Annotated in this window: 41 protein-coding genes; 31 read left to right on the forward strand and 10 right to left on the reverse strand. The window is 40.3% G+C overall.

Annotated elements, in window-relative coordinates; translation table 11 throughout:
- Positions 1 to 1,744: 1,744 nt before the first annotated feature.
- Positions 1,745 to 2,299, reverse strand: a complete 555-nt coding sequence (locus tag BZG01_RS00010; protein WP_101307766.1) for an RNA polymerase sigma-70 factor — start codon at positions 2,297 to 2,299, stop codon at positions 1,745 to 1,747.
- Between the two features lie 763 nt (positions 2,300 to 3,062).
- The gene (locus BZG01_RS00015; protein ID WP_101307767.1) at positions 3,063 to 3,866 is read right to left on the reverse strand and encodes a LexA family transcriptional regulator; all 804 of its coding nucleotides are present in this window, start codon (positions 3,864 to 3,866) and stop codon (positions 3,063 to 3,065) included.
- A gap of 58 nt (positions 3,867 to 3,924) precedes the next feature.
- On the opposite strand from BZG01_RS00015, the gene BZG01_RS00020 reads away from it, so the two are divergent.
- The 25 genes from BZG01_RS00020 (at position 3,925) to BZG01_RS00130 (ending at position 16,266) form a co-directional block, all read left to right on the forward strand.
- Positions 3,925 to 4,137, forward strand: coding sequence for a hypothetical protein (locus BZG01_RS00020; protein WP_101307768.1), 213 nt, complete (start codon positions 3,925 to 3,927; stop codon positions 4,135 to 4,137).
- Between the two features lie 20 nt (positions 4,138 to 4,157).
- Complete coding sequence (locus tag BZG01_RS00025) at positions 4,158 to 6,176, forward strand: hypothetical protein (protein WP_143470793.1); 2,019 nt, start codon at positions 4,158 to 4,160, stop codon at positions 6,174 to 6,176.
- A gap of 17 nt (positions 6,177 to 6,193) precedes the next feature.
- Positions 6,194 to 7,096 (forward strand): AAA family ATPase, encoded by a 903-nt coding sequence (locus BZG01_RS00030; protein ID WP_101307770.1) that lies wholly within the window; start codon positions 6,194 to 6,196, stop codon positions 7,094 to 7,096.
- Complete coding sequence (locus tag BZG01_RS00035; protein WP_101307771.1) at positions 7,093 to 7,341, forward strand: hypothetical protein; 249 nt, start codon at positions 7,093 to 7,095, stop codon at positions 7,339 to 7,341. The genes BZG01_RS00030 and BZG01_RS00035 overlap by 4 nt, the downstream gene beginning before the upstream one ends.
- Before the next feature lie 3 nt (positions 7,342 to 7,344).
- The gene (locus tag BZG01_RS00040; protein ID WP_101307772.1) at positions 7,345 to 7,980 is read left to right on the forward strand and encodes a P-loop NTPase family protein; all 636 of its coding nucleotides are present in this window, start codon (positions 7,345 to 7,347) and stop codon (positions 7,978 to 7,980) included.
- Positions 7,981 to 7,991: 11 nt separating this feature from the next.
- The gene (locus BZG01_RS00045) at positions 7,992 to 8,417 is read left to right on the forward strand and encodes a hypothetical protein (protein ID WP_143470794.1); all 426 of its coding nucleotides are present in this window, start codon (positions 7,992 to 7,994) and stop codon (positions 8,415 to 8,417) included.
- A complete protein-coding gene (locus tag BZG01_RS00050; protein WP_101307774.1) occupies positions 8,417 to 8,878 on the forward strand; it encodes a hypothetical protein in 462 nt (153 codons plus the stop codon). Before BZG01_RS00045 ends, BZG01_RS00050 begins: the two co-directional genes overlap by 1 nt.
- Position 8,879: 1 nt before the next feature.
- Positions 8,880 to 9,119, forward strand: coding sequence for a hypothetical protein (locus tag BZG01_RS00055; protein WP_101307775.1), 240 nt, complete (start codon positions 8,880 to 8,882; stop codon positions 9,117 to 9,119).
- Positions 9,120 to 9,168: 49 nt separating this feature from the next.
- On the forward strand, positions 9,169 to 9,846 hold the full coding sequence (locus BZG01_RS00060; RefSeq protein WP_180327148.1) for a DUF3164 family protein: 678 nt from the start codon (positions 9,169 to 9,171) through the stop codon (positions 9,844 to 9,846).
- Complete coding sequence (locus tag BZG01_RS00065) at positions 9,815 to 10,036, forward strand: helix-turn-helix domain-containing protein (RefSeq protein ID WP_218972967.1); 222 nt, start codon at positions 9,815 to 9,817, stop codon at positions 10,034 to 10,036. The genes BZG01_RS00060 and BZG01_RS00065 overlap by 32 nt, the downstream gene beginning before the upstream one ends.
- Positions 10,037 to 10,447, forward strand: coding sequence for a DUF4406 domain-containing protein (locus tag BZG01_RS00070; RefSeq protein ID WP_101307778.1), 411 nt, complete (start codon positions 10,037 to 10,039; stop codon positions 10,445 to 10,447).
- Positions 10,444 to 10,920 (forward strand): hypothetical protein, encoded by a 477-nt coding sequence (locus BZG01_RS00075; RefSeq protein ID WP_101307779.1) that lies wholly within the window; start codon positions 10,444 to 10,446, stop codon positions 10,918 to 10,920. The genes BZG01_RS00070 and BZG01_RS00075 overlap by 4 nt, the downstream gene beginning before the upstream one ends.
- Position 10,921: 1 nt before the next feature.
- Positions 10,922 to 11,341, forward strand: a complete 420-nt coding sequence (locus BZG01_RS00080) for a hypothetical protein (protein ID WP_101307780.1) — start codon at positions 10,922 to 10,924, stop codon at positions 11,339 to 11,341.
- 43 nt (positions 11,342 to 11,384) lie between these two features.
- Positions 11,385 to 11,879, forward strand: a complete 495-nt coding sequence (locus BZG01_RS00085) for a hypothetical protein (protein ID WP_143470795.1) — start codon at positions 11,385 to 11,387, stop codon at positions 11,877 to 11,879.
- Positions 11,880 to 11,898: 19 nt separating this feature from the next.
- A complete protein-coding gene (locus BZG01_RS00090; protein ID WP_101307782.1) occupies positions 11,899 to 12,555 on the forward strand; it encodes a DNA cytosine methyltransferase in 657 nt (218 codons plus the stop codon).
- A complete protein-coding gene (locus BZG01_RS00095; protein WP_101307783.1) occupies positions 12,552 to 13,433 on the forward strand; it encodes an HNH endonuclease in 882 nt (293 codons plus the stop codon). Before BZG01_RS00090 ends, BZG01_RS00095 begins: the two co-directional genes overlap by 4 nt.
- Positions 13,434 to 13,457: 24 nt before the next feature.
- Positions 13,458 to 13,820, forward strand: a complete 363-nt coding sequence (locus tag BZG01_RS00100) for a hypothetical protein (protein WP_101307784.1) — start codon at positions 13,458 to 13,460, stop codon at positions 13,818 to 13,820.
- Positions 13,821 to 13,839: 19 nt separating this feature from the next.
- On the forward strand, positions 13,840 to 14,142 hold the full coding sequence (locus tag BZG01_RS00105; RefSeq protein ID WP_101307785.1) for a hypothetical protein: 303 nt from the start codon (positions 13,840 to 13,842) through the stop codon (positions 14,140 to 14,142).
- 69 nt (positions 14,143 to 14,211) lie between these two features.
- Positions 14,212 to 14,466: a hypothetical protein gene (locus tag BZG01_RS00110; RefSeq protein WP_101307786.1), complete on the forward strand. Its 255-nt coding sequence runs from the start codon at positions 14,212 to 14,214 to the stop codon at positions 14,464 to 14,466.
- 168 nt (positions 14,467 to 14,634) lie between these two features.
- On the forward strand, positions 14,635 to 14,814 hold the full coding sequence (locus tag BZG01_RS21360) for a hypothetical protein (protein WP_143470796.1): 180 nt from the start codon (positions 14,635 to 14,637) through the stop codon (positions 14,812 to 14,814).
- Positions 14,815 to 14,875: 61 nt separating this feature from the next.
- On the forward strand, positions 14,876 to 15,085 hold the full coding sequence (locus BZG01_RS00115) for a hypothetical protein (RefSeq protein ID WP_101307787.1): 210 nt from the start codon (positions 14,876 to 14,878) through the stop codon (positions 15,083 to 15,085).
- Between the two features lie 12 nt (positions 15,086 to 15,097).
- Complete coding sequence (locus tag BZG01_RS00120; protein WP_101307788.1) at positions 15,098 to 15,667, forward strand: hypothetical protein; 570 nt, start codon at positions 15,098 to 15,100, stop codon at positions 15,665 to 15,667.
- 1 nt (position 15,668) lies between these two features.
- Positions 15,669 to 15,902 carry a hypothetical protein gene (locus BZG01_RS00125; RefSeq protein WP_101307789.1) on the forward strand — a complete coding sequence of 78 codons (234 nt, stop codon included), beginning with the start codon at positions 15,669 to 15,671 and terminating at the stop codon, positions 15,900 to 15,902.
- A 9-nt stretch (positions 15,903 to 15,911) separates the two neighbouring features.
- Positions 15,912 to 16,043, forward strand: coding sequence for a hypothetical protein (locus BZG01_RS21930; protein WP_281256405.1), 132 nt, complete (start codon positions 15,912 to 15,914; stop codon positions 16,041 to 16,043).
- 13 nt (positions 16,044 to 16,056) lie between these two features.
- Positions 16,057 to 16,266 carry a hypothetical protein gene (locus BZG01_RS00130; RefSeq protein ID WP_101307790.1) on the forward strand — a complete coding sequence of 70 codons (210 nt, stop codon included), beginning with the start codon at positions 16,057 to 16,059 and terminating at the stop codon, positions 16,264 to 16,266.
- Positions 16,267 to 16,374: 108 nt separating this feature from the next.
- On the opposite strand, the gene BZG01_RS00135 is transcribed toward BZG01_RS00130, so the two are convergent.
- From BZG01_RS00135 to BZG01_RS00170, 8 genes are all read right to left on the reverse strand, one after another.
- Entirely contained in the window at positions 16,375 to 16,800 is a 426-nt protein-coding gene (locus tag BZG01_RS00135; RefSeq protein WP_101307791.1) for a hypothetical protein, read from the reverse strand.
- A gap of 52 nt (positions 16,801 to 16,852) precedes the next feature.
- Positions 16,853 to 17,314: a phage virion morphogenesis family protein gene (locus BZG01_RS00140; protein ID WP_101307792.1), complete on the reverse strand. Its 462-nt coding sequence runs from the start codon at positions 17,312 to 17,314 to the stop codon at positions 16,853 to 16,855.
- 117 nt (positions 17,315 to 17,431) lie between these two features.
- Positions 17,432 to 18,184, reverse strand: coding sequence for a phage head morphogenesis protein (locus BZG01_RS00145; protein WP_101307793.1), 753 nt, complete (start codon positions 18,182 to 18,184; stop codon positions 17,432 to 17,434).
- Positions 18,172 to 19,332: a phage portal protein family protein gene (locus tag BZG01_RS00150; protein WP_101307794.1), complete on the reverse strand. Its 1,161-nt coding sequence runs from the start codon at positions 19,330 to 19,332 to the stop codon at positions 18,172 to 18,174. The genes BZG01_RS00145 and BZG01_RS00150 overlap by 13 nt, the downstream gene beginning before the upstream one ends.
- 43 nt (positions 19,333 to 19,375) lie before the next feature.
- Positions 19,376 to 19,747, reverse strand: coding sequence for a phage protein Gp36 family protein (locus tag BZG01_RS00155; RefSeq protein ID WP_180327149.1), 372 nt, complete (start codon positions 19,745 to 19,747; stop codon positions 19,376 to 19,378).
- Between the two features lie 47 nt (positions 19,748 to 19,794).
- Positions 19,795 to 20,001 carry a hypothetical protein gene (locus tag BZG01_RS00160; RefSeq protein ID WP_101307796.1) on the reverse strand — a complete coding sequence of 69 codons (207 nt, stop codon included), beginning with the start codon at positions 19,999 to 20,001 and terminating at the stop codon, positions 19,795 to 19,797.
- Between the two features lie 31 nt (positions 20,002 to 20,032).
- Positions 20,033 to 21,604, reverse strand: a complete 1,572-nt coding sequence (locus BZG01_RS00165) for a hypothetical protein (RefSeq protein ID WP_101307797.1) — start codon at positions 21,602 to 21,604, stop codon at positions 20,033 to 20,035.
- A gap of 3 nt (positions 21,605 to 21,607) precedes the next feature.
- Positions 21,608 to 22,084, reverse strand: a complete 477-nt coding sequence (locus tag BZG01_RS00170) for a terminase gpP N-terminus-related DNA-binding protein (protein WP_101307798.1) — start codon at positions 22,082 to 22,084, stop codon at positions 21,608 to 21,610.
- Between the two features lie 173 nt (positions 22,085 to 22,257).
- Between BZG01_RS00170 and BZG01_RS00175 the strand changes: the two genes are divergently transcribed.
- The 6 genes from BZG01_RS00175 to BZG01_RS00200 all read left to right on the forward strand — a co-directional run bounded on the left by BZG01_RS00175 (position 22,258) and on the right by BZG01_RS00200 (position 26,147).
- On the forward strand, positions 22,258 to 23,331 hold the full coding sequence (locus BZG01_RS00175; protein WP_101307799.1) for an ATP-dependent Clp protease proteolytic subunit: 1,074 nt from the start codon (positions 22,258 to 22,260) through the stop codon (positions 23,329 to 23,331).
- Between the two features lie 60 nt (positions 23,332 to 23,391).
- On the forward strand, positions 23,392 to 23,736 hold the full coding sequence (locus BZG01_RS00180) for a hypothetical protein (protein ID WP_101307800.1): 345 nt from the start codon (positions 23,392 to 23,394) through the stop codon (positions 23,734 to 23,736).
- A gap of 18 nt (positions 23,737 to 23,754) precedes the next feature.
- Positions 23,755 to 24,696, forward strand: a complete 942-nt coding sequence (locus tag BZG01_RS00185) for a hypothetical protein (RefSeq protein WP_101307801.1) — start codon at positions 23,755 to 23,757, stop codon at positions 24,694 to 24,696.
- A gap of 154 nt (positions 24,697 to 24,850) precedes the next feature.
- A complete protein-coding gene (locus BZG01_RS00190) occupies positions 24,851 to 25,381 on the forward strand; it encodes a M15 family metallopeptidase (RefSeq protein WP_101307802.1) in 531 nt (176 codons plus the stop codon).
- Positions 25,378 to 25,626, forward strand: coding sequence for a hypothetical protein (locus tag BZG01_RS00195; RefSeq protein ID WP_101307803.1), 249 nt, complete (start codon positions 25,378 to 25,380; stop codon positions 25,624 to 25,626). The genes BZG01_RS00190 and BZG01_RS00195 overlap by 4 nt, the downstream gene beginning before the upstream one ends.
- A 14-nt stretch (positions 25,627 to 25,640) precedes the next feature.
- On the forward strand, positions 25,641 to 26,147 hold the full coding sequence (locus BZG01_RS00200; RefSeq protein WP_101307804.1) for a hypothetical protein: 507 nt from the start codon (positions 25,641 to 25,643) through the stop codon (positions 26,145 to 26,147).
- Positions 26,148 to 26,158 lie beyond the last annotated feature (11 nt).

Here is a 26,158-nt window from a genome sequence, read left to right on the forward strand (position 1 = left end):
AATCTGCATCTCCGCAATCATCCGTTCTCTAAGACTTTTTTTTCATGACTAAATTTTTAATGAATAAATATTCAATCAAGTTACGAGCTTATTTCTTAACTACCGCCATAGGCGGTTTTTGTTCAACTCCTAAATAAAGCAATGGGCTTTATTTCGTTTATATTTTAAAAAAAAGTGTATTTACCGACCCATATTGGGCAGTAATGTACACATATTATGTTTTTAATCTTAATTTGCCGGTTTTATTCATCTTATCCATCTTTCCGAAAACACAGGCAGTAAGGCCTATTTTAATTGAACTCATTTTTCAATAGTTTGAATAGATGTTTAGGCCTAAGATACATCCTAAATTAGTTTCCAGTAAGAATATGGTTCTTACACCTCCAAACAGCAACACAAGTTTGTAATTATTTATAATTACTAGAAACCGAATGTAGCCATCTTTTTTTAATTGTAACAGACAATCATAAAAAAAAGGTTTACACTATTTTGTATTTTGATGTTTCAGGGAAAAAAATAGTCCATCAGAACCTTCGCAGAAGAGATTCGTTTTGCCGATCAGAAACGATCCATTGCATTTTAATCTGGCTCTCAGGAAACTTTCAAATGACATGTTGGGAGTTTCAAATGACATGTTGGGAGTTTCAAAATGCATGTTGGGATTTTTCTGAGACGAAAACGGGCACAATTTGGCTCATTTGAAACACCAAAAATGCCAAAATTAACTTCTAAAACGTCTTTTGCAAATTGCAACGGGTCATTTGAAACTCCCAACGGGTCATTTGCAAATTGCTGCATGATACAATTTGTTCGGAAAATCACTTACACACCATAATTTTCACAAAAACAAAATTTACAGCAAACAGGCAATAAACACAGGCATTTCAAATCAAACACTACACGCATAATAACTAACAAAACAAATTAAATACAGCAAAACGTCATTTTTTTAGTCTTTTGCTGAAAGCACAGATAACAACCTGTTTATTAAATGGTAACAATTCAAAATAAAAGCGGTTATTTTTGCACTTCGCCCTGTTTAGGCTTTTTTAAAACTTAACCATATATTATTTTGCTTTTTGATTTATAAAAAAACATTCAAAATTCAGTAGCAAACACTCTGTCAATACAATAAATTTTCATCCTGCAAGTCCAGTATTTTGGGGATGTTAAGTAGTCTGCACAAAAAAAATCATAAAAAATATATTTATACAAAAAAATCTTTCCTAGCTTTAGTTCAGGATCCTGAAGAATATGTTTAATCATAAAAAATTAGCAGCATGATACAGATAATCATTTAAAAAAATATAGAATACAATGAGACTGGTTTTGCCAGAAAAAAGAGACAATTTTTTGGCCAAAGTGCCTCAGTTGAGATGAAAAAAACTGTGTTTTAGCAATAAAAACGGGCTTTGCAATTTCAATTCACCTTAAGCCTCTCGCAGCAAGCATTTCACCATTTTTCGCCTCCTCATTTGTTTTTTGTTTCGCGTTCGAATCTTATTTAACTTTAGTTGATCATATTATCAATCAAAAGCAACAGAACCCACACCGAAAGATTTACGGGAGCAATTGGCTTCGCTTTATCCTTAATATGGGAACAGATTGCCGAAAGTGTTTGGGGAGCCGTTAGGCAGATAGGTGCTCTTTTTTAAGCTTACTATTCTAAAAGTTAAAAAACTCAACAATCAAAAAAATAAAATTCGTAATAAATTCAATTTCGATTTGGAATAGCTTATTGAACTTAGGATAATAAAAGCAATAAAAGCCAATGAATACCCTTTAACCGGCCTCGTAAGAATTTATAGCCTCTTTGCTTCAGGGTTTTTACTGTATTCACAGAAACACCTAAATCTGCAGCAATTTCTGGATTGGTCAAGCCATTCATGGTCATAACAATCACTTTTCTTGATTGTGGTGATAAATCTTTAATGGCCTCGTAAATTTGAGAATGAACTTCCTCCTCAATAATAGAATCTTCCAAATACCATTGGGAAGATAAAGCAATAATATCTGCTTCACTTTTATCTTTTACAGATTGGTGGCGCAAATAATTTAAACAAGCATTTCGAACAGAAGAATACAAATAACTTTTTATCGCATTAATGTTGGAAATTTCAGCTCTTTTTTTCCATAGGCAAAAAAAAGATTCCTGCACAATATCATCACAAACATCACTGTCTGTAATAAATTTTCCGGCAAATCCACACAATGGATGATAGTGATTCTCGAATATGCTCTTGAATACCGATCGATTTCCTTCCGCAAATTGCTTTATCAACAGACTGTTATTTCCCATTGAGAATCAAAATTAGAAATAGAAATGGGATTTCCAAAAAAGAAAGAGGATTCACAAAAAACAAGTCTGCCCTTTTCTATTGCGCAGCAAGAATCATAAAAACATAAAAAACAACACCCTTGTTTATTACCTGATATTGTTTCAATAAATACCTATACTAAATATTGGCCATTACACTTTTCTTCATCTCTCATGCTTTTTTACTTGGATTGCTTATATGGGGCTTAAAACGAATTGTGCATAAAGGTTTTTGAATTTTATTTGATTTTCAGAGAGTTACGTGTTTGTGATTTAAAACGAATTGTACGGATTTCTTTAATTGCATTGAATTGAGCTTTAATTATTAAACGACATTTAAGTGAGGTTTAAAGGGCATTACAAGTGCCGTGAACAAATATACTAAGATTTGATTAAACCCCTGTAATATTAGGGTGTTAGAGTGAAAGCAAATACATGATATCACTATGCGACAGCCTTGAATTTGGTTGCCGCATTTTTTGTGCTCTAAAATTGAGACAATTCGATTAAAAAATGATTGGGCATACTAATGGGCATACAAATGGGCATACAAAACACAGTGAAAAACAGACGTTGAAAGCAGTGTAACTTACCGTTTAAACATGTTGAATGCGCTAAATTGACATTTAAAGCCATAGTTAAAACCACAATAATCGACAATTAAAAACATGCAAAAATACCCACACATACCGAAAACAAAAGGGTGTGTGGTATTTACATCTACAACCACATGTGAGCGTGTGTGTTATTTGTCTTTTTTGAATTGATTTGTGATATCGTCGAGGCGATCTTCGAGGCGTTGGAGTCTGGAATAATATTGATCGTGAATGTTTGGCATTTTTGCAGAAAAGTACCATTCGGCATGCCAGATGGTATTCACTTCCTCTACTTGTAAATTAAAGTTTGGGTAAGTTGATTTGTCGGGATTATCCGACATTAATGTGATGAAACCACGCTTAATGCGGTTTTTTACCCGCTTTAAATATGCTTTGCCCTCCTTATCGGAAACTACATAAATGTGTTCATCCCGCATGTGCTCCCACTCGTCGGGTTCCAATAATCGAATTACAATAAAACCACTATCCTGCAATGTTGGTGACATGGAATCACCTTTTACGCGGACGCAAATATGATGCCCGTGAGTGAGCATTTGATCGGGCAACTGGATTGTATCCTCAGTAGTAATGTAGTCGCTGTTGTTGAAACCGTTGTTTCCGGCAGTTACATTGATATCTGTAATTGGAACCAGCTTGCCACTCACACCGTGATATGATTCTTCGGGTTCGTTAACTGCCGGTGTTAACGAGTTGTTTTGATACTCTTTTCGGAGTTGAGACCCCTTGCCTGTTAGTAACCAATCCAAATTTAAATTATTGCATTTTGCAAATATTAATTTGTAGTTAATTGTATCTCTTGATATCCATGATGACACTGTGCTCTGAGCCACGCCCAGAAAGGAAGACAGCTGTAAGTCAGTATCTAAAGAGTAGGCTGATTTGATACGATCAAGAATTGACGGTATCGCAATTTGTAATTTTTCTCCTTGCATTATTGCAAAATGTAATATATATTTGTCTAAGTGTTAGGACAAAAATACGACAAAAAAGATGAACAAAACAGAAATATTATCAAAAAAACGCTACGGGGATGTTGCAATAGTTGCAACAAAACTTGGTGTTAGTGTCGGAAACGCACACAAGATATTGTCAAGAACAAACGCAAAAAAACATGACGAGGCAATGGGGTTACTCGTTAGGATTATCGCAAGTCGCGAAGAAATAATAAATGAGACTTCTGAAGTTTCAGAAATAGAAAAGTAACAATTCAACAATCACAACTCTTGGAATATTACAATAACATATTGTGTGTAGAAGGTGGATGGCTTTATGGCGCTGGCGATGTTATGTCGAAATATAGCTATGATGCAAACATCAGAAGAGGCTGGATAAAGGTTGAGCGACGTGCCTGTAAGGGCACTCCGGCGCTTATTGCCTACGACAGTATTCCTGAGCGGTTTAAGAAAGTGATTGTTGACAAGTTTGGCGATCCTCACAAAACAACGAAACACAATCAGTTTAAAAGTTATATAGTTCCTGATGCGGAGGCTTTGGAATTTTACAGCGCTTACCGCCTGCCTGACGGCAGAGCCTTACCGGAAAAAGCAATACAGGAGTATTGCACCAATGCAAGTTTTTTGAACGCTCTTTTAAAGGTTGAGAGCAATAAAGGTTCCCAGCGCAGAGCACTGGGTGGAAGTGCGAGAGGTATTTGGGAAAAACTGGCGAGCGTGGTTGATCGCCTTAAGGACGAATACCCTCACACACTTCCTGCTAACAGCCGCCGACTAAAGGACAGATTGAAAGCTTACAAAAAAGACGGTTACATGTCGCTGGTGCATAAGAACTACTGCAACGATAACAGCCGTAAGGTTTCTGCAGATTTGGAACATCTTATATTATCTCTTTACACCTTACCTAACAAACCGTTTTCGAGCAGTGTTCACGATATGTATCTGCAATTTTTAGGCGGTGCCATTGATGTAGCCGATAGTGTTACAGGTGAGTTGTTTGACCGCGAGGCATTTATTGACAAGAACGGAATGCCGATTTTGGTTTCTGACTCTACGATTTGGAATTATATCAACAATCCGAAAAACAGAGCGATTGTTGACAACGTAAGAAATGACGGTCATTACTACAATGATATGCACCGACCACACCACCACCGACATGCTCCGGCTTATTCGTTGAGTAAAATATCGATGGATGACAGGGATCTGCCTCGCAAAATGAAAGATGGTAATCGCGCGAAAGCCTACTATGCTTACGATGTTGCAAGCGGTTGTGTTATTGGTGCTAGCTACAGCCGACTGAAAGATAAATCACTGTTTATTGACTGCATACGCGACATGTTCCGAAATATCTACAACTGGGGTTACGGCATGCCAATGGAGGTTGAGGTTGAGCACCATTTGGTGAACAATTATAAAGATGATTTGATGAAAGCAGGTACCATTTTCCCATTTGTGCGCTGGTGTAACCCCGGCAACTCGCAAGAGAAAAGGGCAGAGCACTTTAACCGTGCCAAAAAGTACGGTTACGAAAAGAAATATCAAGATGGTATTGGACGCTTTTACTCGAAACTGGAAGCCAACCGGCCCAAACAGGAAAAGATATTTGATGAGCACAATGACAACTATAAGGAAAAGACCTTCACGTTTGATGAGTTGGTTGCTGACGACCTTTTTATTATTGAAAAATTTAACAACAGATTGCACCCCAAGCAAAAATTATACAAGGGGTTGACCCGCATGGAGGTAATGCAAAGAAATCTGAACCCGAACCTAGCGAACATTGACAAGCCCGTGCTCGCAAAATGTATTGGTGAAAAGGTGAAAACCACTATTCGCAGATCGCAATATGTACGGGTTCAGTATGCCGATTACCAATTGCCATCGCCACAGGTGCTTGAGATGTTAGAGCCAAACAACTACAGTGTTGTTGCTTACTACATCCCCGAAAAGGATCAGACTATTGGTGATGTGTACTTGTACCAAGATGGTGACTTTATCGCAAAATGCGAAAAGATTGAAACCTACAACGAAGCAAAAGCCGAGCAAACTGAAAAGGATGATATCGCTTATCAGAATCAGGCCAAATATGTGGCCGAGTTTGACAAGATGACAAAAACAGGTAAGAAAAAGCTTTCAAAAATACATGTGATTGATAATGCAGAGCGCTTTGAAAGTGTAAAGGCTGAAATGGTGAAGATACCCACACTACCTAATAATAAGGAAGATTTTGAGGAATGTTTTGACGAGGATTTCTATTCGTCGGGCAACGCAATTAATGACTTATAAACCAATACCCATATATAATGATTACAAAAGAAGTTAAAAACAGAATTGTAGAGGCCATGAATGCCTCCCGAAAGAATTACTCATCGAATGCGAGGTTTGCTACTGCAATTGGCATAAATGCCGCACAGTTGAGTCGTGTACTTAACGGTGATTTGGAAAATGTGGTGGCCGACAACAAATGGATTTCAATTGCCAGGCGATTGGATGTTCATATTGGCAACGCAACTGAAATGGTAACCGCCAACACACCCGTTTTCAAGTACATTAACGCACAGTTGGCAACCTGTCAGCAGTTTTCACTTAGTGGTATGCTTTGCGATGATGCTGACATAGGCAAAACCTATGCCGCCAAGCATTTTGTTAAGACTGCTAAAAATGCGGTTTATGTAGATTGCAGTCAGGTGAAAACCAAACAAAAGCTGGTTCGCTTTATTGCTAAGGAACTTGGATTGAACGGTGCCGGAAGGTATCAGGACATATACGAAGATGTTGCTTACTACCTGCGATCTATTTCTTACCCGATCATCATATTGGACGAGGCAGGTGATTTGGATTACGGCGCTTGGTTGGAGCTGAAGGCCCTTTGGAATGCTACCGAACGCGCCTGCGCCTGGTACATGATGGGAGCCGACGGCCTTAAGGATAAGATTGAGCGAAACATGGGGCGCAAAAAGGTGGGTTATGTTGAGATTTTTAGCCGTTACGGTGGCAAGTACGAAAAGGACGGCAGGATTAAGCTGCAAAAGGTGACTCCTGAAGGTGGAGAGGAAAAGAAAGCCTTTACCCGTCAACAAGTTGCTCTTATTGCAAAAGTGAACGGTATTAGTGATGTTCAGAAACTATACGCCCAAACGGGTGGCTCTCTTCGAAGAATTTATACAGAAATTCAGAAACGTAAAGCACAGGAGGCAACATCATGATAAAAGTAACATTTGAAGATAAAGGACAGGATTTCCTTTGGTGGAAAATTACCGATCAGGGCGCTGTTGTTGATTGCGGCCCTTTTCAAAAAGACATTTGGTGTGGGAGTTTTGTGTATTTGGAGACTGTGCAGGTTGGGTTTTGTATCGAGTTTATTGGTAAAAATGGAAACGGCTTATTGACTTTGAATTATAAAACTGAAAAAATAGAGGAAACAACTCACCCACTTAAAGGAAACGACTAACCCATGAGTACTGCCCTAAAAGAAAGAAAAAGAGCCGTTAGTGTATCGGAAATATACACTAAGAAATTTAATGTACTGCCCTTTGATGGTGCTTGGTTGGATAGTTTTGGAAAACCTGAATTGACAGGAACGTGGTTGGTTTGGGGACCGAGTGGAAACGGAAAAACACGATTTGTATTGCAGTTGTGTAAGTACCTGGCAACACTGGGAAGAAAAGTGGCTTACAACTCGCTTGAGGAAGGTGCCTCGCTGAGTATGCGAAACGCATTTATGGATGTAGGGATGGAGGAAGTAAAGCGAAGAATAGTACTGTTGGATGCCGAGCCGATTGATCAGCTGATTGAGCGTTTGCAAAAAAGGAAAAGCCCCGATGTGGTAGCAATAGACTCGGTGCAATATACAGGAATGAATTACAAGGACTACAAACGCCTGCGGGCAATGTTTCCCAACAAAATGTTCATTCTTATCTCTCATGCCGACGGCAAGAACCCGGCCGGACGGGTTGCCGGATCGATAAAATACGATGCCTTTGTTAAGGTTCGGATTGAAGGTTACAAAGCCTTTCCGCTAAGTAGGTACGGCGGTGGTAAACCTTACACAATTTGGGCAGAGGGCGCAGAGGATTACTATATGGATTAATAAACAAGGTTATGACAGCAATTAAAAATAAGTTACTCAGAAGTTTTCATGCAGCATGCCACAAGGCTAATATGACTGCCGACGAAAAAAGCCTATTGGTTTCCTCTTTTAATGTGACAAGCTCGGCAGACTTAAGCTCAGAGCAATTAAAATATATCCTAAGAATTTTGGAAAAAGACGCCAACCCAGAAGGAGACCAATGGCGCAAACGGGTAATTGCATCGGTAGGTGCATGGCTTCGCAATTGCTCTATTGACCATGATATTGATACCATTAAAAGCATTGCCTGCAAGGCATCTGGTTACTCAAGGTTTAATCAGATACCTGTATCGCGCCTGCGCTCTATTTACTACGAATTTTTAAACAAACAAAAAACGACGACCGGCGCACAAGCTGTGAAAGCAGATATTACTAAATACCTAACAACCTGCAACTGATGAAAGCAACAGAACAGAAATTACAGAAGGCTTTGGGCATTAGCTCTGACACATACGCCGAGATGATGTATGAGTATGGATGTGCCTATTTGGAGCAAAGAAAAGAGAATTTAATTACTGATTGTAAATGTAAAGAAGATCAGGCTGAAAAGTTCACGGCCATTTTTCGCAATTCGACCATATGGTGGAACTGGTGGCGCAGGGAGTGGCAAGCGGTTGACCGATTGTTTCTGCGATTAAACGAGCATAGAATGGAGGATTACCGCATAATGCAGGAATGTCACACCAAAATTCCGCCTCTTGACGAGGTTGATTTAATTCTTGACAATCATGTAATTATTAAAGACCTGAGCAAAGCAGCTCTATTATTAACCGAAAAAAAAATGCCATACAATGATGATTCTAAAAGTATTCTTTACACCGGACGAGATAAAAAAGTTTTTCCGAGACAATGGATTTAAGGTGGTAACCCACACTTTCGGACGATTCGAAAGCCGATATCACAACAGGGAAGAGTGGGTAAACTACGACGACGACGCTGTTGAAATTGACGGCCAATTTATAAAGGCTGAAACTCTTTTCGAGAAAGTTGCTGAGGGGAAAATAAAGAAAATGATTGCCCCCGAAAGTCTCGAAACAAAACGAATAATAGAAAGAACCTTTAAACAAATTAAAAAAGGAAGCTATGCAGATCATAATTAGCAAACTAAATAATAACCCTAAAACGAAGTAAAAAATGGAAGAATTAAAAATGTTATCGGAAGAGGACTTACAGGCTGAATTGGATCGCCGACAAGAAGCTAAAAAACGCGAAGCGATTAAGGCGAAAGAGAACTATGAGACAGATCGCGACAAGCTGGTAGGCTCGATGATTAATCAGGCACTTTACATTAACAGTGTGATGGGTGCATTTAAAGGCGAGGCCATTTCGCGGTTGGATGATTTTTATGAGCGAGCGAAAGCTTACGGTGACATCCGCTCGACGAGTAAAGGCGGTTTTTCGCTTCGCACAAGCGATGGAAAGTTTAAGGTGAGCTACGACCGCAACACTATGGTTGAGTACGATGAGCGTGCTGATTTGGCTGAACAGCAACTGCGTGAATTTTTACAGCACATGGTGAAAAAACGTGACGAAAAAGCCTACGAAATTATTACTACTCTTTTGGAGCGTGGAAAATCGGGGCAATTTAACCCGATTGCCATTAATCAGCTGATTAAAATGGAAGACAAATTTAACGATCCGCGCTGGGTGAAAGCAGTGCAATTGTTTAAAGAGTCGCATGCCGTGCATTTAATCTCTTACAGCGTTAGCTTCTATGTGAAAAATGAGGATTCGGGAAAAGATGAATTGGTTCGTCTTAGCCTTCCCAGCATTCCAATAATTAGAGATACCGATGATGGAAAAGATAACGCAATCGGAGCAGATTAAAAAGCATTTGGAGAGTGGCGGCACCATTACCGCCCTCTCGGCTTTGCAAATATTTGGATGCATGCGCTTAGCGGCACGAATATCGGAACTGCGCAAAAAGGATCATTTGCCAATTGCCTCACGCACCGTTACCAATGGTGATAAACGATTTTCAGAATACTATTTACAACACAATTTAAAAACGGTTTAAATGAAAGCAAAATGTTATTTAAGCGGCCCTGTAAGCGGCAGACCATCTGACATGAATGCGGCACAATTTGCCGCAGCTGCAATAATGGCTAAGGACGCCTTTGATGTGGTGAACCCGACGGCAAACATATCTCCCGATGAAGAATGGGCACCTGCAATGATACAATGTTTACAAGATTTGATGGGCTGTGAGGCAATTCTTTTACTACCCGGATGGATAGATAGTGCAGGTGCAAAAATTGAGCGCGATTTTGCCGAGCGTATTGGCATGCGTATTCTTAAATATGAGGATTTGAATCCTTATTTGAACGAGTGCGAGTGCGATGAAACACTTGTTTATTCGGGAGACTATGAGGCTTGTGTCATGTGCGGAAAAGTAAGGAAAATTGAAACATCAAAAAAAGCGGTATGAAAAGGGTATTTCCAAACATATATGTTCCAAACAATGTGAAGCCAACACTTGTGATTCGTATAGTGAGCGACATTTTTGGAATTAGCAAAGCAGGCTTACTGATAAAGGGGGTTCGATCGTGTGTTGATGCAAGGCAGTCAGCCTGCTTGTTACTTCGCAAGTCTGGAAGATCATTGCAGGAAACGGCTGATTTTTTTAGTATTAAATCAGAGGCTGTTTGTTATGCCCAAAGGGTAGTACCGAACAAATATGAAAGCGACAAGCAGTTTGCTTATCGGTTTGATATGGCACTGGCTATGCTGAAAGGCGGCAGTTTAGAGCTGGATATTGAGGAGGCTAAAAAACTTGCTATGAAAACAGATTATGCCTGTTTTGCTAACGAAGAAAAAGGAAATGAAATAAATACGGCCGATGCCGGAGCTTTTTTTCTGGAAGGTTATAATTGTGCTTTAAGGGGTTTAAAATTGGGGTGATATGAAACGACATGAGATTATGGATAAGTTGGAAGGCATAGAAAATCAGTGCTTTAAGCGAAACACGGGAAGTAATGAGGCTGAGCTTGAATTTAAAGAAGAAATAGCCGATTGGATTTATGCACTTGAGCAAAACGCAACAAGAAGCGTAAGAGTCGCAGTAATTGGCAGTGATTGTATTGGCGTTGGTAAATCAAGCCTGACGGAAGCCTTATTGAAAAAACTTGATGTGGTTGGGAAAGTTGAACTTGTTGAAATTAATGAAAATAACACCCTCAGCACAGGGCATACTATGAATGAATTGCGTGTTGATGAAATGATACTAACTAGAAAGGTTGTTGATTTGCCGTTTTCTCCACCTGAAAAAAAGCCACACCACGATAAAAATGTTCGCAGGCACGCTAGAAAAAGCCAATGGTAGGTTAGCTGAAAAAGAATTACACAAACTCAAAAAAAGGTATAAAATGATTTTAAGATTTAAAAAAGGAAGCGAATTGGAAAAAGCCGTTTTGAAGCAAAACGACATTAAGAATAACAGCCGGACTGAGGCTATGGAAATAGTGGAGAAACACACCGGAATTATACCGAGTGGGTTTGGATATCATTGGGGGTTTGGTAGCAATTATATGTGGAGTGCCGACATGGCCAATTTCCCACCTGAGATAAATGAAGTTCCTGGCTTTACTCACGTTAAAAAAAATGAAGAGTGCAACATTTTTAAGCCAAATGGACGCACTAAAATAGGACGCTTAATAAGATCAGAAGTTAGAGAACTTGATAAGGTTTCGTGTAAGGAAATTGAAGCTCTTGGAATTCCTACTCATGTTGGTAACATATGGTCCTATTTTCAACTTGGTAAAGATGCCGATGGTGCTTGGTTATCGTTGCCAACAAAACTACTCGACCACATGCAAAAAACCGATGATATTATTATTGATGTAGTTGAGAAACATTCATAACTAAAAAATAAAATTAGGGATGGAAAAAAAAGTATTAATAGCATGTGAAGAATCTCAGACTATTTGTAAGGCTTTTAGAGAGCTAGGCATTGAGGCTTATTCTTGTGATTTACAAAAGTGTTCTGGGGGGCATCCAGAATGGCATATTCAAGGAGATGCAATAAAAGAAGCATATTCCGGAAAATACATGCTGATGGTCGGACATCCGCCTTGTACATTCATATCATATGCAGGCACTCAAAGTTGGAATTTACCGGGTCGGGCTTTCAAAAGATTAGAAGCGCTTCAATTTTTCGCTAAACTTTGGGAAGCTCCAATTCCTTTTATTTGTTTGGAAAATCCAAAAAGCTGCGCTTCTCCTACAATTGCTAAATACAATCAGGAAATTCAGCCTTACTATTTTGGTGATGCTCACCAAAAAACCACCTGGCTATGGTTAAAAAATTTGCCATTATTAACTTATAATTTAACTGAAAACTTATTTGAGAAACAAACCAGTTGTGGTAAGCCGGAACCATTATCACAAGATAACACAGGTAAAAAAAGGTATTTTTCTGATTCTAAGAATCGAAGTTCAAAATCCAGATCAAAATCATTTACAGGAATAGCAAATGCGATGGCGGAGCAATGGATTCCAATTCTAAATGATTTTAATAATAACAACACAATGAAATGAAAAAATTTGTCTGGTACCCCGATGAGATTCTGTTCTTACAGCAGAATTTTTACAGCATGACCAACGCCGAATTGCTTACTGCTATAAATGGAAAAAGGCCAGCTTCGGAGCAAATTAAGCTTTCGGCAATGCGTCACGAGTGTTTGCGGATGGGTTTGAGCCGCGGCATACAAATACGGTGGAGTCAGGCAGATATTTCCTTTCTGAAAAACAACTACAAAAGCAAGGGAAACGAAGAGCTTGCACAGTTGCTTACCGCCCGAAAAAAGACTTTTAGAATAATTAACGGCAAACGGATTTACCGAACCTTTACCCGTAAGCACGTTGAAAAGAAAATGCTTTTAATGGGCTTTAAGCGCAATGCAGATGAGTATTTATTTATCCGAAAACGAAATATTGAAACGGGTATTTCGAAAGCTCTTAGTTCTGATGATAATTTGTGGACAAACGGCACGCTAAGCGCCAGTAATGAAGGCGACACGAGGGTGTGGCGAATAAACGGCAAGTTAGTAAGGCGAATTAAAATAAACGGCACATTTATTCCTTATTCGCGATGGTTGTACGAGCAGCGCTTTGGTAAAGTGCCTGTCGGGCTTATTGTTTTTCATCTCGATTTTGACAGTCTAAACGACAGTCTCGACAATTTAGAGATTCGTAAAAAACGAAGGATCAGCTACAGCGACAGAAGCAAGGCTGTTGGCGTGCTAAAAATAAGAGTGAGCAAACAGGTACAGCAACTCGGCAAGCTGAAAAGCAAAAGCGAAATACACGATGCTCATAAGGAGTTGCGAAGATTGAGAGGCTTACTGAAAGGTTTGGAGGTGAAAATAGGAGAGGCTAAAAGGAGTCGGATTGTGAATTTGAATGGAGTTTATTAAAAGGATTAATAAAAATTTATACATATGTTACGTAAATTATTTAAATGGATTTTCAAGGATGAGTTACAGCAATTAGAAGCTCAAATAAAAATAGCAAAAGAGGCTGTTCTTAATTATGAATCACAAGAAAAAAGGATTAAAAATGTGCTTCAAAACATTGATGTAAGTGTTGATGTACACGAATATCATAAGTACTCACCATCATGGGCGTGTATCTCTTTGCAAGGCGTAAAGTCAGATTATATAAAGTTTATTGATTTGAAAGATGCTGATATCCATCATATAAGTTCTTTTTTAAGGCGTTATGAGCGTGATCTGAATATAAAGGTAGATGCATCCCCTCATGCTTCTGGGTTTTTGAGGATACAGGGATGTAACCATTTTTAACACACCTAAAAAGAACAATATGAAACTAAAATACTGCACTTTAGAACAATTAGAACAGCAAAAGCAACAACTAATTGAAAGCTCTGATGAAGAGTGGAAGGAAACAATTTTTTATGCAGAGAGGATGACTGAAATTGAACGATGTATTGAGTTAAAAAAAAACGATGATAGTTTAACTCGTTATTATTGCCCGCAATGTGCTGGCAACGATATTAGTACCAGCAGAATTGGAGATGTGATTGGAAGTGCCTTCGTTGGCAAATGCAATGAGTGTAGTTATAATTTTACAATAAGCATAAATGGTGATTTTAATGGGTGCTAACGTGTTACCAACTGGCGGTTTTACTGAACTTGATTAAATGAACAGAAGTAATAATTAAATATTTTTGATATGTACAATAGTAGAACTTGGTTAAACCCAACAAATTCAGACTCAACAGGCTCAGTTGTAGCTTTTGATGGTGAGGTAACAGATTTAGATACTGGAAAAAAATACCCACAAACATTTTTAGAACTTGCCGATTGCAGAAATAAAGTAAGATTACACCTTACCAGCGATGATACGAAAGAATTGTTCATTGAAAAAATGAAACAGTTGAATTATGAAATTAATTTATTTATAAATCATCTTGAAAAAAATATTTAATTATGGACAAGTTACCACATAAGCTGATTAAATGCACTGCCTTTCCTCCGCTTGTTGGTAACAATTGGCTAAGTGTCACTAATTCATAAAATACCAGCAAAATGGCAGAATGCAAGAATATTGCACTAAGCAAAGCACTGTTAACTAATAATAAAAAACATTAAACCTATGGAAACTAAATGCCCGAAATGTAAAGATGAAGATTGTCACGAATTGGTTTCAGTTCAAAATAATCCAAATCTAATAAGCTGTCGCAATTGTGGTCATGTGTATTTTGTTGAGTTGAAGTTGATTTATAGGAAGGCTTACGAAAAAGAACCTGGTTGCTTCTCCATTGATAAGAATTAACACAGAGGCAAAGCACTGTTAAATAACAATAAATTATTACTTTTACAAAAAGGGTAGAGAAATGGCATACAACAGACGAAACCACCTAATTAAAGTTCTGGAAATACAGGAGGTGTATTTAAAAGCTCAGAAGACCGGGGCGACCCAAAAGTGGATTTATGAGCATTTAATTTATCCCAACTGGCGCATTTCATCCCGTACCCTAACAAACTACTTGGGAACCAACGCCCGAAAGGAGTTGAAAGAGATTGATCATGTAGAACAAAATTAAACAACACAACTTATGAAAAAATCACTACTAATTATTGCCTGCTTTATATTCACAATCAGCGCAGGCGCACAGCAAAAAGCTTTTGGCGACCTCTATTTTGGAATGACAAAAAAAGAGGCTAAAACGGCCTATAAAGCAAACAAGGAAAACCACAGAATTGAAATTGGCGGGTGGCAATTTGTGGCATCGCCGTACAGCTGCGAGTTCGATGCAGATGGGCTGTGCGGTGTTTCTCTTTACGCAAAGGAAGTGCCCTTTGAAAAATACCTGAATGCCGGAAATACAGAACTGTTACTAAAGGAAATTAAAGATGTTTTTACGGCTACAGGTTACACATTAATTGATGAGCATGTTTTTTGGCCTAAGCCTAATTTAATGCTCAGCGATTCGTTTTGTTTGATCATGCAAAAGGATGCCGACCAAAAATACATGATCGTAAGAATTCCCGATGCCAATATGATGAGTCAGCAATCGTTTAACGTTTGGATTGATTTAATTCCTTACCGACAAGCCGATAAACTGGCTGAGATGAAAAACAAGGCGGTTGCCGAAAAGGCGGATGAATTAAAAGGGAAATTGTAAGATGGATACACCAAGTAATAAAAACCATTTTCCTACTATGACTGCATCGGAATATACAAAAGCAATTAGGGACTGTTACTCACCATCGAAATTTCATCTTGATCTTGTTGAACAAATACAACAAGAACATGCCAGAAAGCTGGCTGATAAGCACGAAACACTAATCATTGAAGCTCTTGCTAAAGAGGGATACAAATTCGCTAATCAGCAAGAATTGATAAAATTTGCAAAATAAAGATGTGAATTGGTAAAGGAAGATAATAAGCGATGTGCGCTGTTGGTTGATGGAAAAGAAGTGGTAGAATGGTGGGACACCGTAAGAATAGAACAGAATGGAAATACTTTCACTGCAATAATGGGTGAGAAACCTGAATAAAAACGGACACGACATGGAATATGAAAAACTTTTTGCAAAAATGAATCAGTTTACTATCAACAAATTTGAAGATGATGATTTTGAAATGGCTGGCAAAGTATGTGACTGGAGAAATCATGTTCCTGATGCATTGAAAAAAGATTGGAAATTTTTAACTCAAAGAGAAAAAGAGATTATTTTTTTAATGGCAGAGCAGCAAGCATCTGCTGAAAAATGGGATTAACTAAAACCAAAACAGGAAACGACATGTCGTGTCCCTACGGAACAACCGAAAAGAAAAGGCTGCCAAAACGGGCAGCCTTTTTTTACAGCCTTTTTTTACAGCCTTTTTTCACAGCATTTTTTTGCATTCAAAATCTATGAATGTAATCATCCATCCTTGGTAGCGGTGCCAATGCTGCCAACCTCTAAAAATCAGTTTTGAAGTGATTTCCTCGCCATCGAGCGTAGGAATGTGCAAGTCGAGAATGTTGAGTACCTGCAAGGCCATTGCTTCGTGAGCGTCGATATCGGAGTCAGAAATTCCTTCGGTAGTCTGCACATTCTGATTGTACACGTGCACGCGTATTTTAAGAGGGCTGCGGCGCTTCATTTTACTAATGTCGTCGAATTGTAAGGCGTCGGGGAATTCAACAAAGAAACCTGCGTTAAATGCCCAACCTGCTTGTTCGTACTGCACATTGTACCATTGACAATCTTCGGATGTTGCAATGGTATTTAATTGTGCTTTAATGTCTTTGTAAATGTCGTTTAACATGGTTAATTTAATTAGGAATTAATAATTATGAATTACGGCCATTGGAGTGACCCTACATGAATATGTCTTTTTCTAATTTATCGAGCTTGTTTTCGATGCGTTTGTCGAGGGCGGAACTGGGGCCGATCATTTGGCGCTGTGGCATTGTAAATCCGGGTGGTTTGCCTGCTTTTAATCCTTCGTTGTGAACGGCTGCATGTGGAAAAGAACTTGTAAAAGCCACCTGTGTATTGGTGCTGGTGGTTTCGTTATCCCAAGATCGCCTCAGTTTGCCTGATTTAATCAGCATTGCATTTTGCTTGCCTTTGCTTTTGCCTTTGGTGTACTTGCCTAGTGTGGATCGCTTACGGCTTTTCCATTTGTTCCGCTTTCCGGGAGCGACTTCGAAGCCCTTGTTTTTAAAGTTGTCATGGATAAAATCAAGTCCCTCAACTTTGGCAATGCCCGGCAACCGCCTCACCATTTTGGGTATGCGTGTTTGCAGGGATCGTATTTTTTGTTGAAAAGCGTTCATGTTTAATTAGGAATTAAGAATTACGAGTTAGGAATTATGAATTGCACCCCCCTGCCTGTCGGTGGTCACGACATGTCGTGACCCTACGGTTTCAAATATCTGAACAATGTCGTGACCCTACGGTTTTAAATATTTGTCCAGGTACTTGGTGGCCTGATCGGTTACTTTTTTGGCTTCTTTTTTATCAACATCAGCCTGATAGCCGTTGCTGTCGGCAAAGAGTTTTTTGTCCTTACCCGGATTAAAATCGAAACCTTTGTCGGGCTTGTTTTTTTCTGGCACTTCGGTTGGTGCTCTATCAGTTTGTGTAACCGAACATCTGCATTTCCAACCATTTGGCGGATAATTGCTGTTCCAAAATTTGTGATTAATCGGCAGGATTGTTCCGTCTAGTTTGGCATGTTCCGGCCTTGTTTTTTTGTCGCCCACTGCTCTGTATTCCAAGTTTGGATAGATGTCGGCATTCTCTTTAAATCCCTCCCACTTAATTGCCATTTGTGAACTGGCCACCGCCTGATCGTATTCGGTCTCTAACCAAAACTTATTGTATTGCTCGGTTAGCGGTTGAGCAGCCTTTTTAAATTCGCTCCACGAGCGCGGTTTACCTTTGTCATCGGTCAGTAAATCGCGCAAAGCCGATTGCTCGTTGTGGTTCTTAAAGGCTGCAAAGCTCGATGCGTTTACCCGTAACTCCTCGGCTAGTGCAGCGTATTGGTAATCGGTTGTAAATTGCATGCCTGCCTCTTCGATGGATTTCACCAGACTTTCGAAGTTGAGCAACCACATTTCGTAGTCGATGCCATTTGCCCCTGCAAAAAAACGTTTCAACCAAGCCTCCAGCGGATTGCTTTCGGCTTTTATTCTGACCAAGGCAAGCGATTCACCGGGCTTTTTTTTTTAGCATCCTCCTCGTCTGGATCATTCACAATTGCCTGGCTGTTTTCCTTGGCTGTTTTAGGGTCCAATTCCGGGAATCGGATTTTTGCATTATCGTGAATTTGATAACCGTGATATCTGAGAAAATTGTGTAATCTGAAATTGATTAGATTGGTTAACCTTCTCAATCGGCTGGCTGTGTACTGATCTAAAATACGCTCGTGAACCTCTGCGCTGCCCACATAGGCCTGTTCGTCGGACGTTCCTGTTTGTCCGTTAATCAGCTTTGCAATTTCTTTGTTGCACAGCTCTACATTATCCTTATAAATAAGGTGTCCGCTGCCTGCGCTCGAATCTTCGAGGGTTTCAATTTCATCATCGATATCGGCAATCATGTAGCCGTTTCGGGCAAAATTGGCAGCTGCGCGTTCTTTTTTATCCAATTCCGTTTCGTCGTCGGTATCGGTTTTATAAATTACGCGAGGCATCCCCCATTTTTCGGAGTGCTCTGCCCAGTCGCCCCGTGCAAAGGCTTTAAAAATCACCTCTCTACTTATCGACTCCAACAAGCCTAAATCGTCGGTTTCGCCAATTTCGAAAAGAAAAAGCGCTTCGGGTTTGTCGCCGATCGGTATGCCCGATGTGTCGGTACTTTCGATAATGATGTTGCGGTTGAATGGGTAAATATTGGTTCTTGGAAACACCTTACAGCCCAAAAATTCTCCATTCACATCTTGCTGACCAAATTCACAAACGGTATAACCCCACAATTCGGCATCGTAATAAATTTTAATAAAATCGGCAAACCACGGTTTCTTAAACAAATCTGTAAGTTCCTCGTTTTCGATTCCATCCACCTCTACAACAAAGTGCGATGCCTGTAATTCATTCACCGCAGTAGCGTTTTGAGTGATTACCTGTGCATCTTTCACTGCATTTTTGTAAATCAAATGAAGCTTTTCCCATGATGGGTTGCTTTTGTCCTCTGCTTCTTCTAATGCCTGTCGCAGGGTGCTCATTTGCATCACAACACGATCGGGCTGAGGTTTGTTTACCTCCGCACTCATTCGCTTGCCTTTCTTTACAGTTGTTGTCTGCTTTGAGTCGCTGCTTTTGTTTAAAAATCGGTCTAAAATTCCCATTTGTAGCTATTTATAAGAGGGCACGACATGTCGTGCCCCTACATTAAAAAATATGATTGTCGCGTGGGGCATCGCCACCACTTCTGAATTTGCTTTTACTGGTACCATCAGCAGCCGTTAATGCCTTTATGGTGCTGTACATTTTACCTGAAGCAATGGCCCGAATGTCTTTAATTTCTTTGCTGTAGTTGTCGGAAATCCGCTCCGGGATTTCGTCATCAATAACCGTATTGTAGAGATAATATACGGTAATGGCTACCATCATGCGCACCATTTCGGGACTACGCGATGTACCTGCCTGTTTTAGTTCAGAGTCGATATCGAACCGCCCCCTTAGGGTTGCCAGTTCGCTGATTGCCAATTGCTCGGCTTCGTTCAGGTTCACGTCATCAGCACCACGAAGCGATGTAAGCACCTTGGTGGAGATGGAACCCTTTAAGTCTGTGTCTGTTAAAAATTCCATTATCCGTAGTAATAAATGATGTGCATACGATCGGTTGTATTAATCGAAACGATACTGATTTCGTTTTCGTTGACGAACTTGCAAAGATCGTCGGGGCTTTGGAAAGCTTTGTTTTTTAAATCCCGCCTTTTTATTGAAAACTTATTTTCGTTTTCCGGGCTTACAGCCACATTGCTGTTTTCATTTTTTTTACCAAATAGAGCCATAATTAAATATTTATTGATTATTACTAAAATGCTACCATGCGGACCGACTGGATTCACGAGCTGATTTCCCTGTGCGGGTAGATCCGCCTGTGCCTTTTCCCTTGAATCGGTTTAATTTGTAGATTCCTCCCTCTACGGAATCGGGACCATCGTCGTGTTCCGCATCCGGGAAACCGAGAAACTGATTCCGAAGTTCCTGCATGTCGGGGCTGTGTTTTAAATCGATGTTGAAACGAATGATTCCCTGTTCGGTAAAAGGCGTTAAATTTTCGATACGAGCCTCTTTGTTTGGCTTCGTTCGCTTATCGCCACGAATGTGAAGTGTTTTACCGCGTTCGGTACCCAGTCGAAAATACTCATCGAGCATCATGTCTTGAATGAAGTTTGCCTCCATATAATGGCGACAGGCTAATTTGTCGGGTACTTTATCGGCAATGGAATAATGACCACGAACCATTTCGGCGGTGGAGCATTGTCGGCAAAAAACATCGATGATATCGAAATAGCGGCCAATTTTACCAATCAGCACAATACTCTTAAAATCGGATGTTTTGGAGTTGCGATACGATGGATCGTTGTAACTCACCAATTTATCGTAAGCAGAAAGCGACTGCACTTTTATCCAGGGCAAATGTTCCTCCCTAAATATTTTACCCACCACGATGTGCTCGTGGAAAAACTCACGCAAACCGATACGCCAGCCTTGGCGGTTCATTTTAAGAACGATTTGTTCGCGGGTATATCTTTCCTTCCAAGCCGGAGCGCCTTTTTCCGATAAATCCTTTTTGTGAGTTTTCGGGTTTTCGAGGGCAAATACCTTGGAGTGATACAAGTCTTTTCGTTTGGGATCATCGGGTTCCACATCGCCCACTATTTTTGCCACCACACTTGCTTTATGGATACGATTACCCAAACCAATTAATCGGGAACCGGTGTTTGGCATGGCTCCATAGAAATCACCCAGTAACCAATCCAACACTTCATCCACACGAGATTCGTTACGAACCAGTACCGCATCGTCGATATCATCGAAAACACCGTAATTTGGTCTTTTCTCGCTTTTACGGGTACCACGAGGCGACTGCCCGCGACCAAATGCCCAAAAGCCAATGCCATCGGCAGTCACAAAATGCCCATCCTGCCAATTTCCCAAAGAATATTGATCGCCAAAATCGTTTATATAGCGTTTGTTAAACATGAGCTCGGCCTGTATGTCGCCCAAAAGACCTGAAGCCTTGGCATTGTTCGCACTTGACAACATCATGCCCGATAATTCCCCATTTGCTTTTAAGAAAAGAGGCAGCATTAAATCGTAAATGATCGATTTTGCATGCTCACGCGGATACTCCAACATGGCGAAAATATCCTTGTTGTCGATAATCTTTTTAGTATCTCGCTTGTGAAAATAGGCAAAGTCGGAATCCATTAAATGCCCGAAATAGTAGCACGAGAATTTTACGAAATCGCCCAACAGCTTTTTTATCCGCTTTTGTTTTTGCGTTTCGGTTTCGCGATCGGCAGGTGTCGATCGCATAATACTTTCCTTTTCGCGTTGCCAGGCTTCGTATTCTCTTTTTGCCTTTATGTTCCAAATTGCTGTCATGTGCTAAAGAGATTTACGTTTTTCGTTCAGGTACTTGTCAATAGGGTCGATAATGTCTTGAGCGAGATTTAAGTCCTCCTCTTTTAACCATTGACTGAACTCACGCAGAATTTTCACGATTGCCGACCAATCCAGCTCCTTACCCTTTACTGTTGTAAAGAGCTTTTGAACCGCATCAATTTCCCCTTTCGGGATTAAGCATTTGCCCAACTCCTCAACAGTCATGCTGTCGTTTATGTCGGCGCCCAGTTTTTCCGATATCATTCTGATTACGGTAGTTTGATGAGATAGTGCCGAAAGAGCATTTTCTTCGGAGGTGTTGCGTTTGATGGAATGATCGAGGCGCTTTTTACGCAAGCCACCCAAGGTCACATACTTCGAGACAGTTGCCTCGCTCAACTTGAGCATTTTGGCTATCTGCTTTTGCTCATAACCTTCTTTAAATAGTAGCTCTACTGCCGCCTTTTTGGTTAGTTCCATTCTGTTTTTGCCTTAAAATTCGCAAAATGCAATATTAATTGCCAAAATGTCAGTAAGGCTTACCACAAATGGCGCAAGCCTTTCGCAATTAGTTGAAAAAATGAGTAAAACTGCTGAATTTTAAAGTCTCGAAGCAATACGCAATTTGCGATAATCAACAAAATGACCGTGTAATGGAATTGAAATTCTCGAAAATAGTAAGCAAGGAAACCAGAAGCGCAAGCATATCTCTATATGGAGAAATAGGTGACGGCGATAAACAAGTGAATGGTCACCATTGGGCGCACGAATTTAATTACTTGGATAGAAATCACGACAACGTTGATGTTTTGGTGAATGGGTTCGGTGGTAATGTTGTGCATGGGCTGAGTGCCGTAGCCAGTATTATAGCTGGAACATCGCAAATAAGTACTACAAATGTTGGAGTTGCTGCAAGTATGCTTGGCATTATTGCCTTAATGGGTGACAAGCCTAAAATGTATGACTACGCAAAGCTAATGTTACACTCCCCTTACTACGAGGATGAAAATGGCGACAAGACAAACAAACTATCGGCTAAGGATAAGAAGGCGCTAGTTGTTTTAAGAGATATTCTTGTTAGGCTGCTCATGAAAAGAGGCAAGACCGAGGAGGAGGTTAATAAGATTTTAAAAACAGATACCTGGTACAGTGCTGAGGAAGCTCTTGCGGAAGGTCTTATTGATGAAATTATTGTAACAGGAAGAAAAAAAGAGTTAGACTCATTGGAGCCCATGGCGCTGGTGGCAAAACTCAACGATGAATACAAACCAAAAATTGAACGAAAAATGAAAACTGTAATTGCAGCGTTGGGCTTGCCGGAAGAAAGCAACGAGCAGGCCGTATTGGAAGCGGTTAACAAACTGAAAAGTGAGGAGAATGCTCCTGACCTTACGGCTGTTGTTGACAAATTAATTGTTGTGGCGAAAGCGCACGGCACAGTAACGGACAAAAACGAAGCATCTATGCGAAAGTTGGCAACTACCGACTTTGGTTTATTTGTAGATGTTTTGAATCTGGAAGAAGTACCAGCTACTGGCGGTGGTACTGAAAGTACCCGCATTTCGGATGTGATTGCTGAGTTGAACAAAAGCAAAGGCGGCGGAAAATCCGATGAAAAAACATTTGGATGGTTCGAAAAAAACGATCCTGAAGCCCTGGCAAAAATGGAGATCAGCGATCCTGTAAAGTTCAAGGCTCTTGAAGATGCTGATAACGCAGCATACTGATCTGTTTTGTTGCCGGTAACGGTATCAATTAACCTTTGTTAAATCTTAATAATCCATAAAATGGTAGAACAAATTGTAAAATATCCTTTTGGCGAGGCATCCAGCCTTAGCCTTTCGGCTTCGGGAGCTCAGGCACTCGAAATCAACAACTCGATGACTGTTGTTGATGGTGCCAGCATTGCTGCAACTGCCGACAGAACGATCAACTTAACAGTTGACGAAAGCGTTGCTCTTGGCGACAGAATCCTCTTTAAAGTAAAAACTGCTGCTACCGAAAACACTGTTTTTGGAACTGGTATTACCGGAGTCACATTTGCGGGTATTGCGGGTAAAACCAAAACTGTTGAGGCCGTTTTTGACGGCAGTAATTTCGTTGTATCAGGCGCTCCTGTTCAAATTGACTAACCTTTTAAATTTGTAAAAATGTCACAGATTAATCCTGTAAAATATTCAAAAGAACTTCAGAAAGTTCTATTTCCAAACAATTCCTTTTACAAGAAATCGATTGGGGAAACGGGCGTAGCGGATAACGTTACTTCTGTAGAGAGACCCGTGCAGGGCTCTATCGGAAAAGGCAAAAAAGGCGTGCCTAAAACATTGCCTTTGGCAGTTAAAACGGCCTTGGACAGCTCAGACAGCTATGGTGTTGATTTGGTTTATGCAGATCCGTTGTTGATTCAGAATCCAACTGATTACGCGCTAAATTACAACAAGCGTGCAACCAAGCAGGCTCAGCAGGCTTCGGTAATCGAAACCAAATGTGCTGATATTGCTGCCGTTAATTGGGGTCCGAGTGTTGCCGCTCAAATTCTGAAATCGACAGGTTCGGTACGTGCTTCGAATGTAGTAGGCTTAACCGGAAACCGCAAGGCGATTCAGAAAGTAGACATGCTTGCTGTTAAGAATCTGCTGATGCGCATGAACGTTGACGGACAAGGCGGTGAAATGTGCATGTTGGCTACACCGGATGCTTACACCGATTTGTTGGCAATTCCTGAATTCGTTGATTACGAAAAAACAGGAAACAGCTCGAAGCTGGCAGAGGGAATAATCGGGCGTATTTTGGGCATTAATATTTATTACCGAAGTACTGAGGAAGGTCATACTGGCTTGTTATACACCAATGCGGCTACCCCTGTAAAGAAAAGTACCGAGGATGCAATTGCTGCAACTGACCGACCTGCCAACCTGTTTTGGAACTCGAACATGGTTTGCCGTGCAGAGGGAAAACTGAAAGCAATCGTAAATGAAGAAGCCCCTGGTTATATGGGTGGAACTATTATCGAGGCTCAGGTTCGTTTTGGAGCATCTACTGCCCGTCAAGATCAAAAAGGAGTGATCGCCTTGTTAGAAGACAACGCATAAAATATACCCTGAGAGTTGTGATCAGTCGCCGCTCTGTTACTCCGACCCCAAGGGGGAACAATGAGAGGAGTTGAACAGGCGGTGGCTATTACAAAAACGCATGATGTTTCACCCCTAAATCCCCTGAAGGGGACTTTTGAAAAAGCACCAATACATGTCAAGAGACTTACAACTACTGCACCCTGTAACAGCACAAAAAGCCACACTTGTAATTAATATGTGTAAGGCAAAAGGTGTTGATATTCTTGTTTACTGCACTCTTAGAACGCTTGAAGAGCAGGCAAAACTTTACAGACAAGGCCGTTCACGCGAAGTGATTGAAACAAAAATGAAGAATCTGAGAAATGCAGGTTATGATTTTTTGGCAGCTATTATTGAGGCAGTTGGTCCACAAAAGGGAAATAGGAAATTAACCAATGCAGCACCCGGCGAAAGCTGGCACAATTTGGGTTTCGCATTCGATGCTGTGCCGTTAATTGGAAAAGAACCTGCATGGGCTTACGAAGGTAACGAGGAATTGTGGAAGGTGTATGGATCGGTTTGCAAATACAATGGCCTGACATGGGGCGGTGACTGGAAGTTTATTGACTACCCGCATGCTCAGGAGCATACAGAAAGTAATCCGTTACGGGTTTACAATCCTGAAGCTTTAAAACGGCTGTTGAGTGAAAGGGGGCTGTTATGACAATGCAGTGGTTAACTATCGCTGTGATCAGCGGATCAGCGGGAATTATTCTGTACGGATTCAAAATGATGGTGGTAAGATTCGACCGACTGATTCAGGAGGTTCAGGGGTTAAAGGAGGTTACTGTAAGTCAGGATGCTAAAATTGGCGAAAACAAGCGAAGAATAGACGGCAATGACTCCCGGCTTAATGATCATGCAGATAGAATCAGGAAGGTTGAATTAAAGCAAGCATCATTTCATTAAAACACTCTTTAAAGATGGCTAAAAAAGCATTTAAACAAACGAAAGTTGGTCAATGGCTGACTAAAAAAGCACCAGGCATTATCGATACAATCGGCGATGTTTTTCCGCCTGCCAAACTGCTGAGTAATCTGATTGGCTCTGAACCCTCGTTATCGAACGAGGATAAGCTTGAGTTTGAAAAATTATTGACTAACACCTACTTAAAAGAGTTGGAATACCATGAGCGGAATACCAATGGTGCCCGCGACATGTATGCAAGCAGTAAGGAAATGACTGACTGGCTGGCGAAACGGATCATGAACTGGAACCTGCCCATGCTTGTGTTGTTAATCGGGATCAATATTGTTTGTCTGAACTATTTCGAAAGCATTGCGCTGGCATTAATTTCTAACATTATTGGTCACGTTATGCAGCTGTTGATTAATGAGCGCATTACGGTTGCCAATTTTTTTCTGGGAAGCTCGAAAGGGAGTAAAGACAAAACGCAGGAAATGTTATTTAAAAATGAAAATCACCTTTAAAAATTAAAAAA

Origin of the sequence: Labilibaculum manganireducens (assembly GCF_002843385.1) — a bacterium.
GTDB lineage: Bacteria > Bacteroidota > Bacteroidia > Bacteroidales > Marinifilaceae > Labilibaculum > Labilibaculum manganireducens.

Excerpts from the sequence above, each read along its gene's own strand:
- BZG01_RS00010 (WP_101307766.1), bottom strand. The coding sequence starts at position 2,299 with ATGGGAAATAACAGTCTGTTGATAAAGCAATTTGCGGAAGGAAATCGA.
- BZG01_RS21360 (WP_143470796.1), top strand. The coding sequence starts at position 14,635 with ATGGAAACTAAATGCCCGAAATGTAAAGATGAAGATTGTCACGAATTG.
- BZG01_RS00200 (WP_101307804.1), top strand. The coding sequence starts at position 25,641 with ATGGCTAAAAAAGCATTTAAACAAACGAAAGTTGGTCAATGGCTGACT.
- BZG01_RS00070 (WP_101307778.1), top strand. The coding sequence starts at position 10,037 with ATGAAAGCAAAATGTTATTTAAGCGGCCCTGTAAGCGGCAGACCATCT.
- BZG01_RS00135 (WP_101307791.1), bottom strand. The coding sequence starts at position 16,800 with ATGTTAAACGACATTTACAAAGACATTAAAGCACAATTAAATACCATT.
- BZG01_RS00075 (WP_101307779.1), top strand. The coding sequence starts at position 10,444 with ATGAAAAGGGTATTTCCAAACATATATGTTCCAAACAATGTGAAGCCA.
- BZG01_RS00170 (WP_101307798.1), bottom strand. The coding sequence starts at position 22,084 with ATGGAACTAACCAAAAAGGCGGCAGTAGAGCTACTATTTAAAGAAGGT.
- BZG01_RS00125 (WP_101307789.1), top strand. The coding sequence starts at position 15,669 with ATGGATACACCAAGTAATAAAAACCATTTTCCTACTATGACTGCATCG.
- BZG01_RS00015 (WP_101307767.1), bottom strand. The coding sequence starts at position 3,866 with ATGCAAGGAGAAAAATTACAAATTGCGATACCGTCAATTCTTGATCGT.
- BZG01_RS00020 (WP_101307768.1), top strand. The coding sequence starts at position 3,925 with ATGAACAAAACAGAAATATTATCAAAAAAACGCTACGGGGATGTTGCA.
- BZG01_RS00045 (WP_143470794.1), top strand. The coding sequence starts at position 7,992 with ATGACAGCAATTAAAAATAAGTTACTCAGAAGTTTTCATGCAGCATGC.
- BZG01_RS00030 (WP_101307770.1), top strand. The coding sequence starts at position 6,194 with ATGATTACAAAAGAAGTTAAAAACAGAATTGTAGAGGCCATGAATGCC.
- BZG01_RS00120 (WP_101307788.1), top strand. The coding sequence starts at position 15,098 with ATGAAAAAATCACTACTAATTATTGCCTGCTTTATATTCACAATCAGC.
- BZG01_RS00150 (WP_101307794.1), bottom strand. The coding sequence starts at position 19,332 with ATGGGAATTTTAGACCGATTTTTAAACAAAAGCAGCGACTCAAAGCAG.
- BZG01_RS00190 (WP_101307802.1), top strand. The coding sequence starts at position 24,851 with ATGTCAAGAGACTTACAACTACTGCACCCTGTAACAGCACAAAAAGCC.
- BZG01_RS00140 (WP_101307792.1), bottom strand. The coding sequence starts at position 17,314 with ATGAACGCTTTTCAACAAAAAATACGATCCCTGCAAACACGCATACCC.
- BZG01_RS00195 (WP_101307803.1), top strand. The coding sequence starts at position 25,378 with ATGACAATGCAGTGGTTAACTATCGCTGTGATCAGCGGATCAGCGGGA.
- BZG01_RS00165 (WP_101307797.1), bottom strand. The coding sequence starts at position 21,604 with ATGACAGCAATTTGGAACATAAAGGCAAAAAGAGAATACGAAGCCTGG.
- BZG01_RS00115 (WP_101307787.1), top strand. The coding sequence starts at position 14,876 with ATGGCATACAACAGACGAAACCACCTAATTAAAGTTCTGGAAATACAG.
- BZG01_RS00160 (WP_101307796.1), bottom strand. The coding sequence starts at position 20,001 with ATGGCTCTATTTGGTAAAAAAAATGAAAACAGCAATGTGGCTGTAAGC.
- BZG01_RS00085 (WP_143470795.1), top strand. The coding sequence starts at position 11,385 with ATGATTTTAAGATTTAAAAAAGGAAGCGAATTGGAAAAAGCCGTTTTG.
- BZG01_RS00100 (WP_101307784.1), top strand. The coding sequence starts at position 13,458 with ATGTTACGTAAATTATTTAAATGGATTTTCAAGGATGAGTTACAGCAA.
- BZG01_RS00180 (WP_101307800.1), top strand. The coding sequence starts at position 23,392 with ATGGTAGAACAAATTGTAAAATATCCTTTTGGCGAGGCATCCAGCCTT.
- BZG01_RS00090 (WP_101307782.1), top strand. The coding sequence starts at position 11,899 with ATGGAAAAAAAAGTATTAATAGCATGTGAAGAATCTCAGACTATTTGT.
- BZG01_RS00105 (WP_101307785.1), top strand. The coding sequence starts at position 13,840 with ATGAAACTAAAATACTGCACTTTAGAACAATTAGAACAGCAAAAGCAA.
- BZG01_RS00110 (WP_101307786.1), top strand. The coding sequence starts at position 14,212 with ATGTACAATAGTAGAACTTGGTTAAACCCAACAAATTCAGACTCAACA.
- BZG01_RS00040 (WP_101307772.1), top strand. The coding sequence starts at position 7,345 with ATGAGTACTGCCCTAAAAGAAAGAAAAAGAGCCGTTAGTGTATCGGAA.
- BZG01_RS00185 (WP_101307801.1), top strand. The coding sequence starts at position 23,755 with ATGTCACAGATTAATCCTGTAAAATATTCAAAAGAACTTCAGAAAGTT.
- BZG01_RS00035 (WP_101307771.1), top strand. The coding sequence starts at position 7,093 with ATGATAAAAGTAACATTTGAAGATAAAGGACAGGATTTCCTTTGGTGG.
- BZG01_RS00175 (WP_101307799.1), top strand. The coding sequence starts at position 22,258 with ATGGAATTGAAATTCTCGAAAATAGTAAGCAAGGAAACCAGAAGCGCA.
- BZG01_RS00095 (WP_101307783.1), top strand. The coding sequence starts at position 12,552 with ATGAAAAAATTTGTCTGGTACCCCGATGAGATTCTGTTCTTACAGCAG.
- BZG01_RS00050 (WP_101307774.1), top strand. The coding sequence starts at position 8,417 with ATGAAAGCAACAGAACAGAAATTACAGAAGGCTTTGGGCATTAGCTCT.
- BZG01_RS00065 (WP_218972967.1), top strand. The coding sequence starts at position 9,815 with ATGGAAAAGATAACGCAATCGGAGCAGATTAAAAAGCATTTGGAGAGT.
- BZG01_RS00130 (WP_101307790.1), top strand. The coding sequence starts at position 16,057 with ATGGAATATGAAAAACTTTTTGCAAAAATGAATCAGTTTACTATCAAC.
- BZG01_RS00080 (WP_101307780.1), top strand. The coding sequence starts at position 10,922 with ATGAAACGACATGAGATTATGGATAAGTTGGAAGGCATAGAAAATCAG.
- BZG01_RS00060 (WP_180327148.1), top strand. The coding sequence starts at position 9,169 with ATGTTATCGGAAGAGGACTTACAGGCTGAATTGGATCGCCGACAAGAA.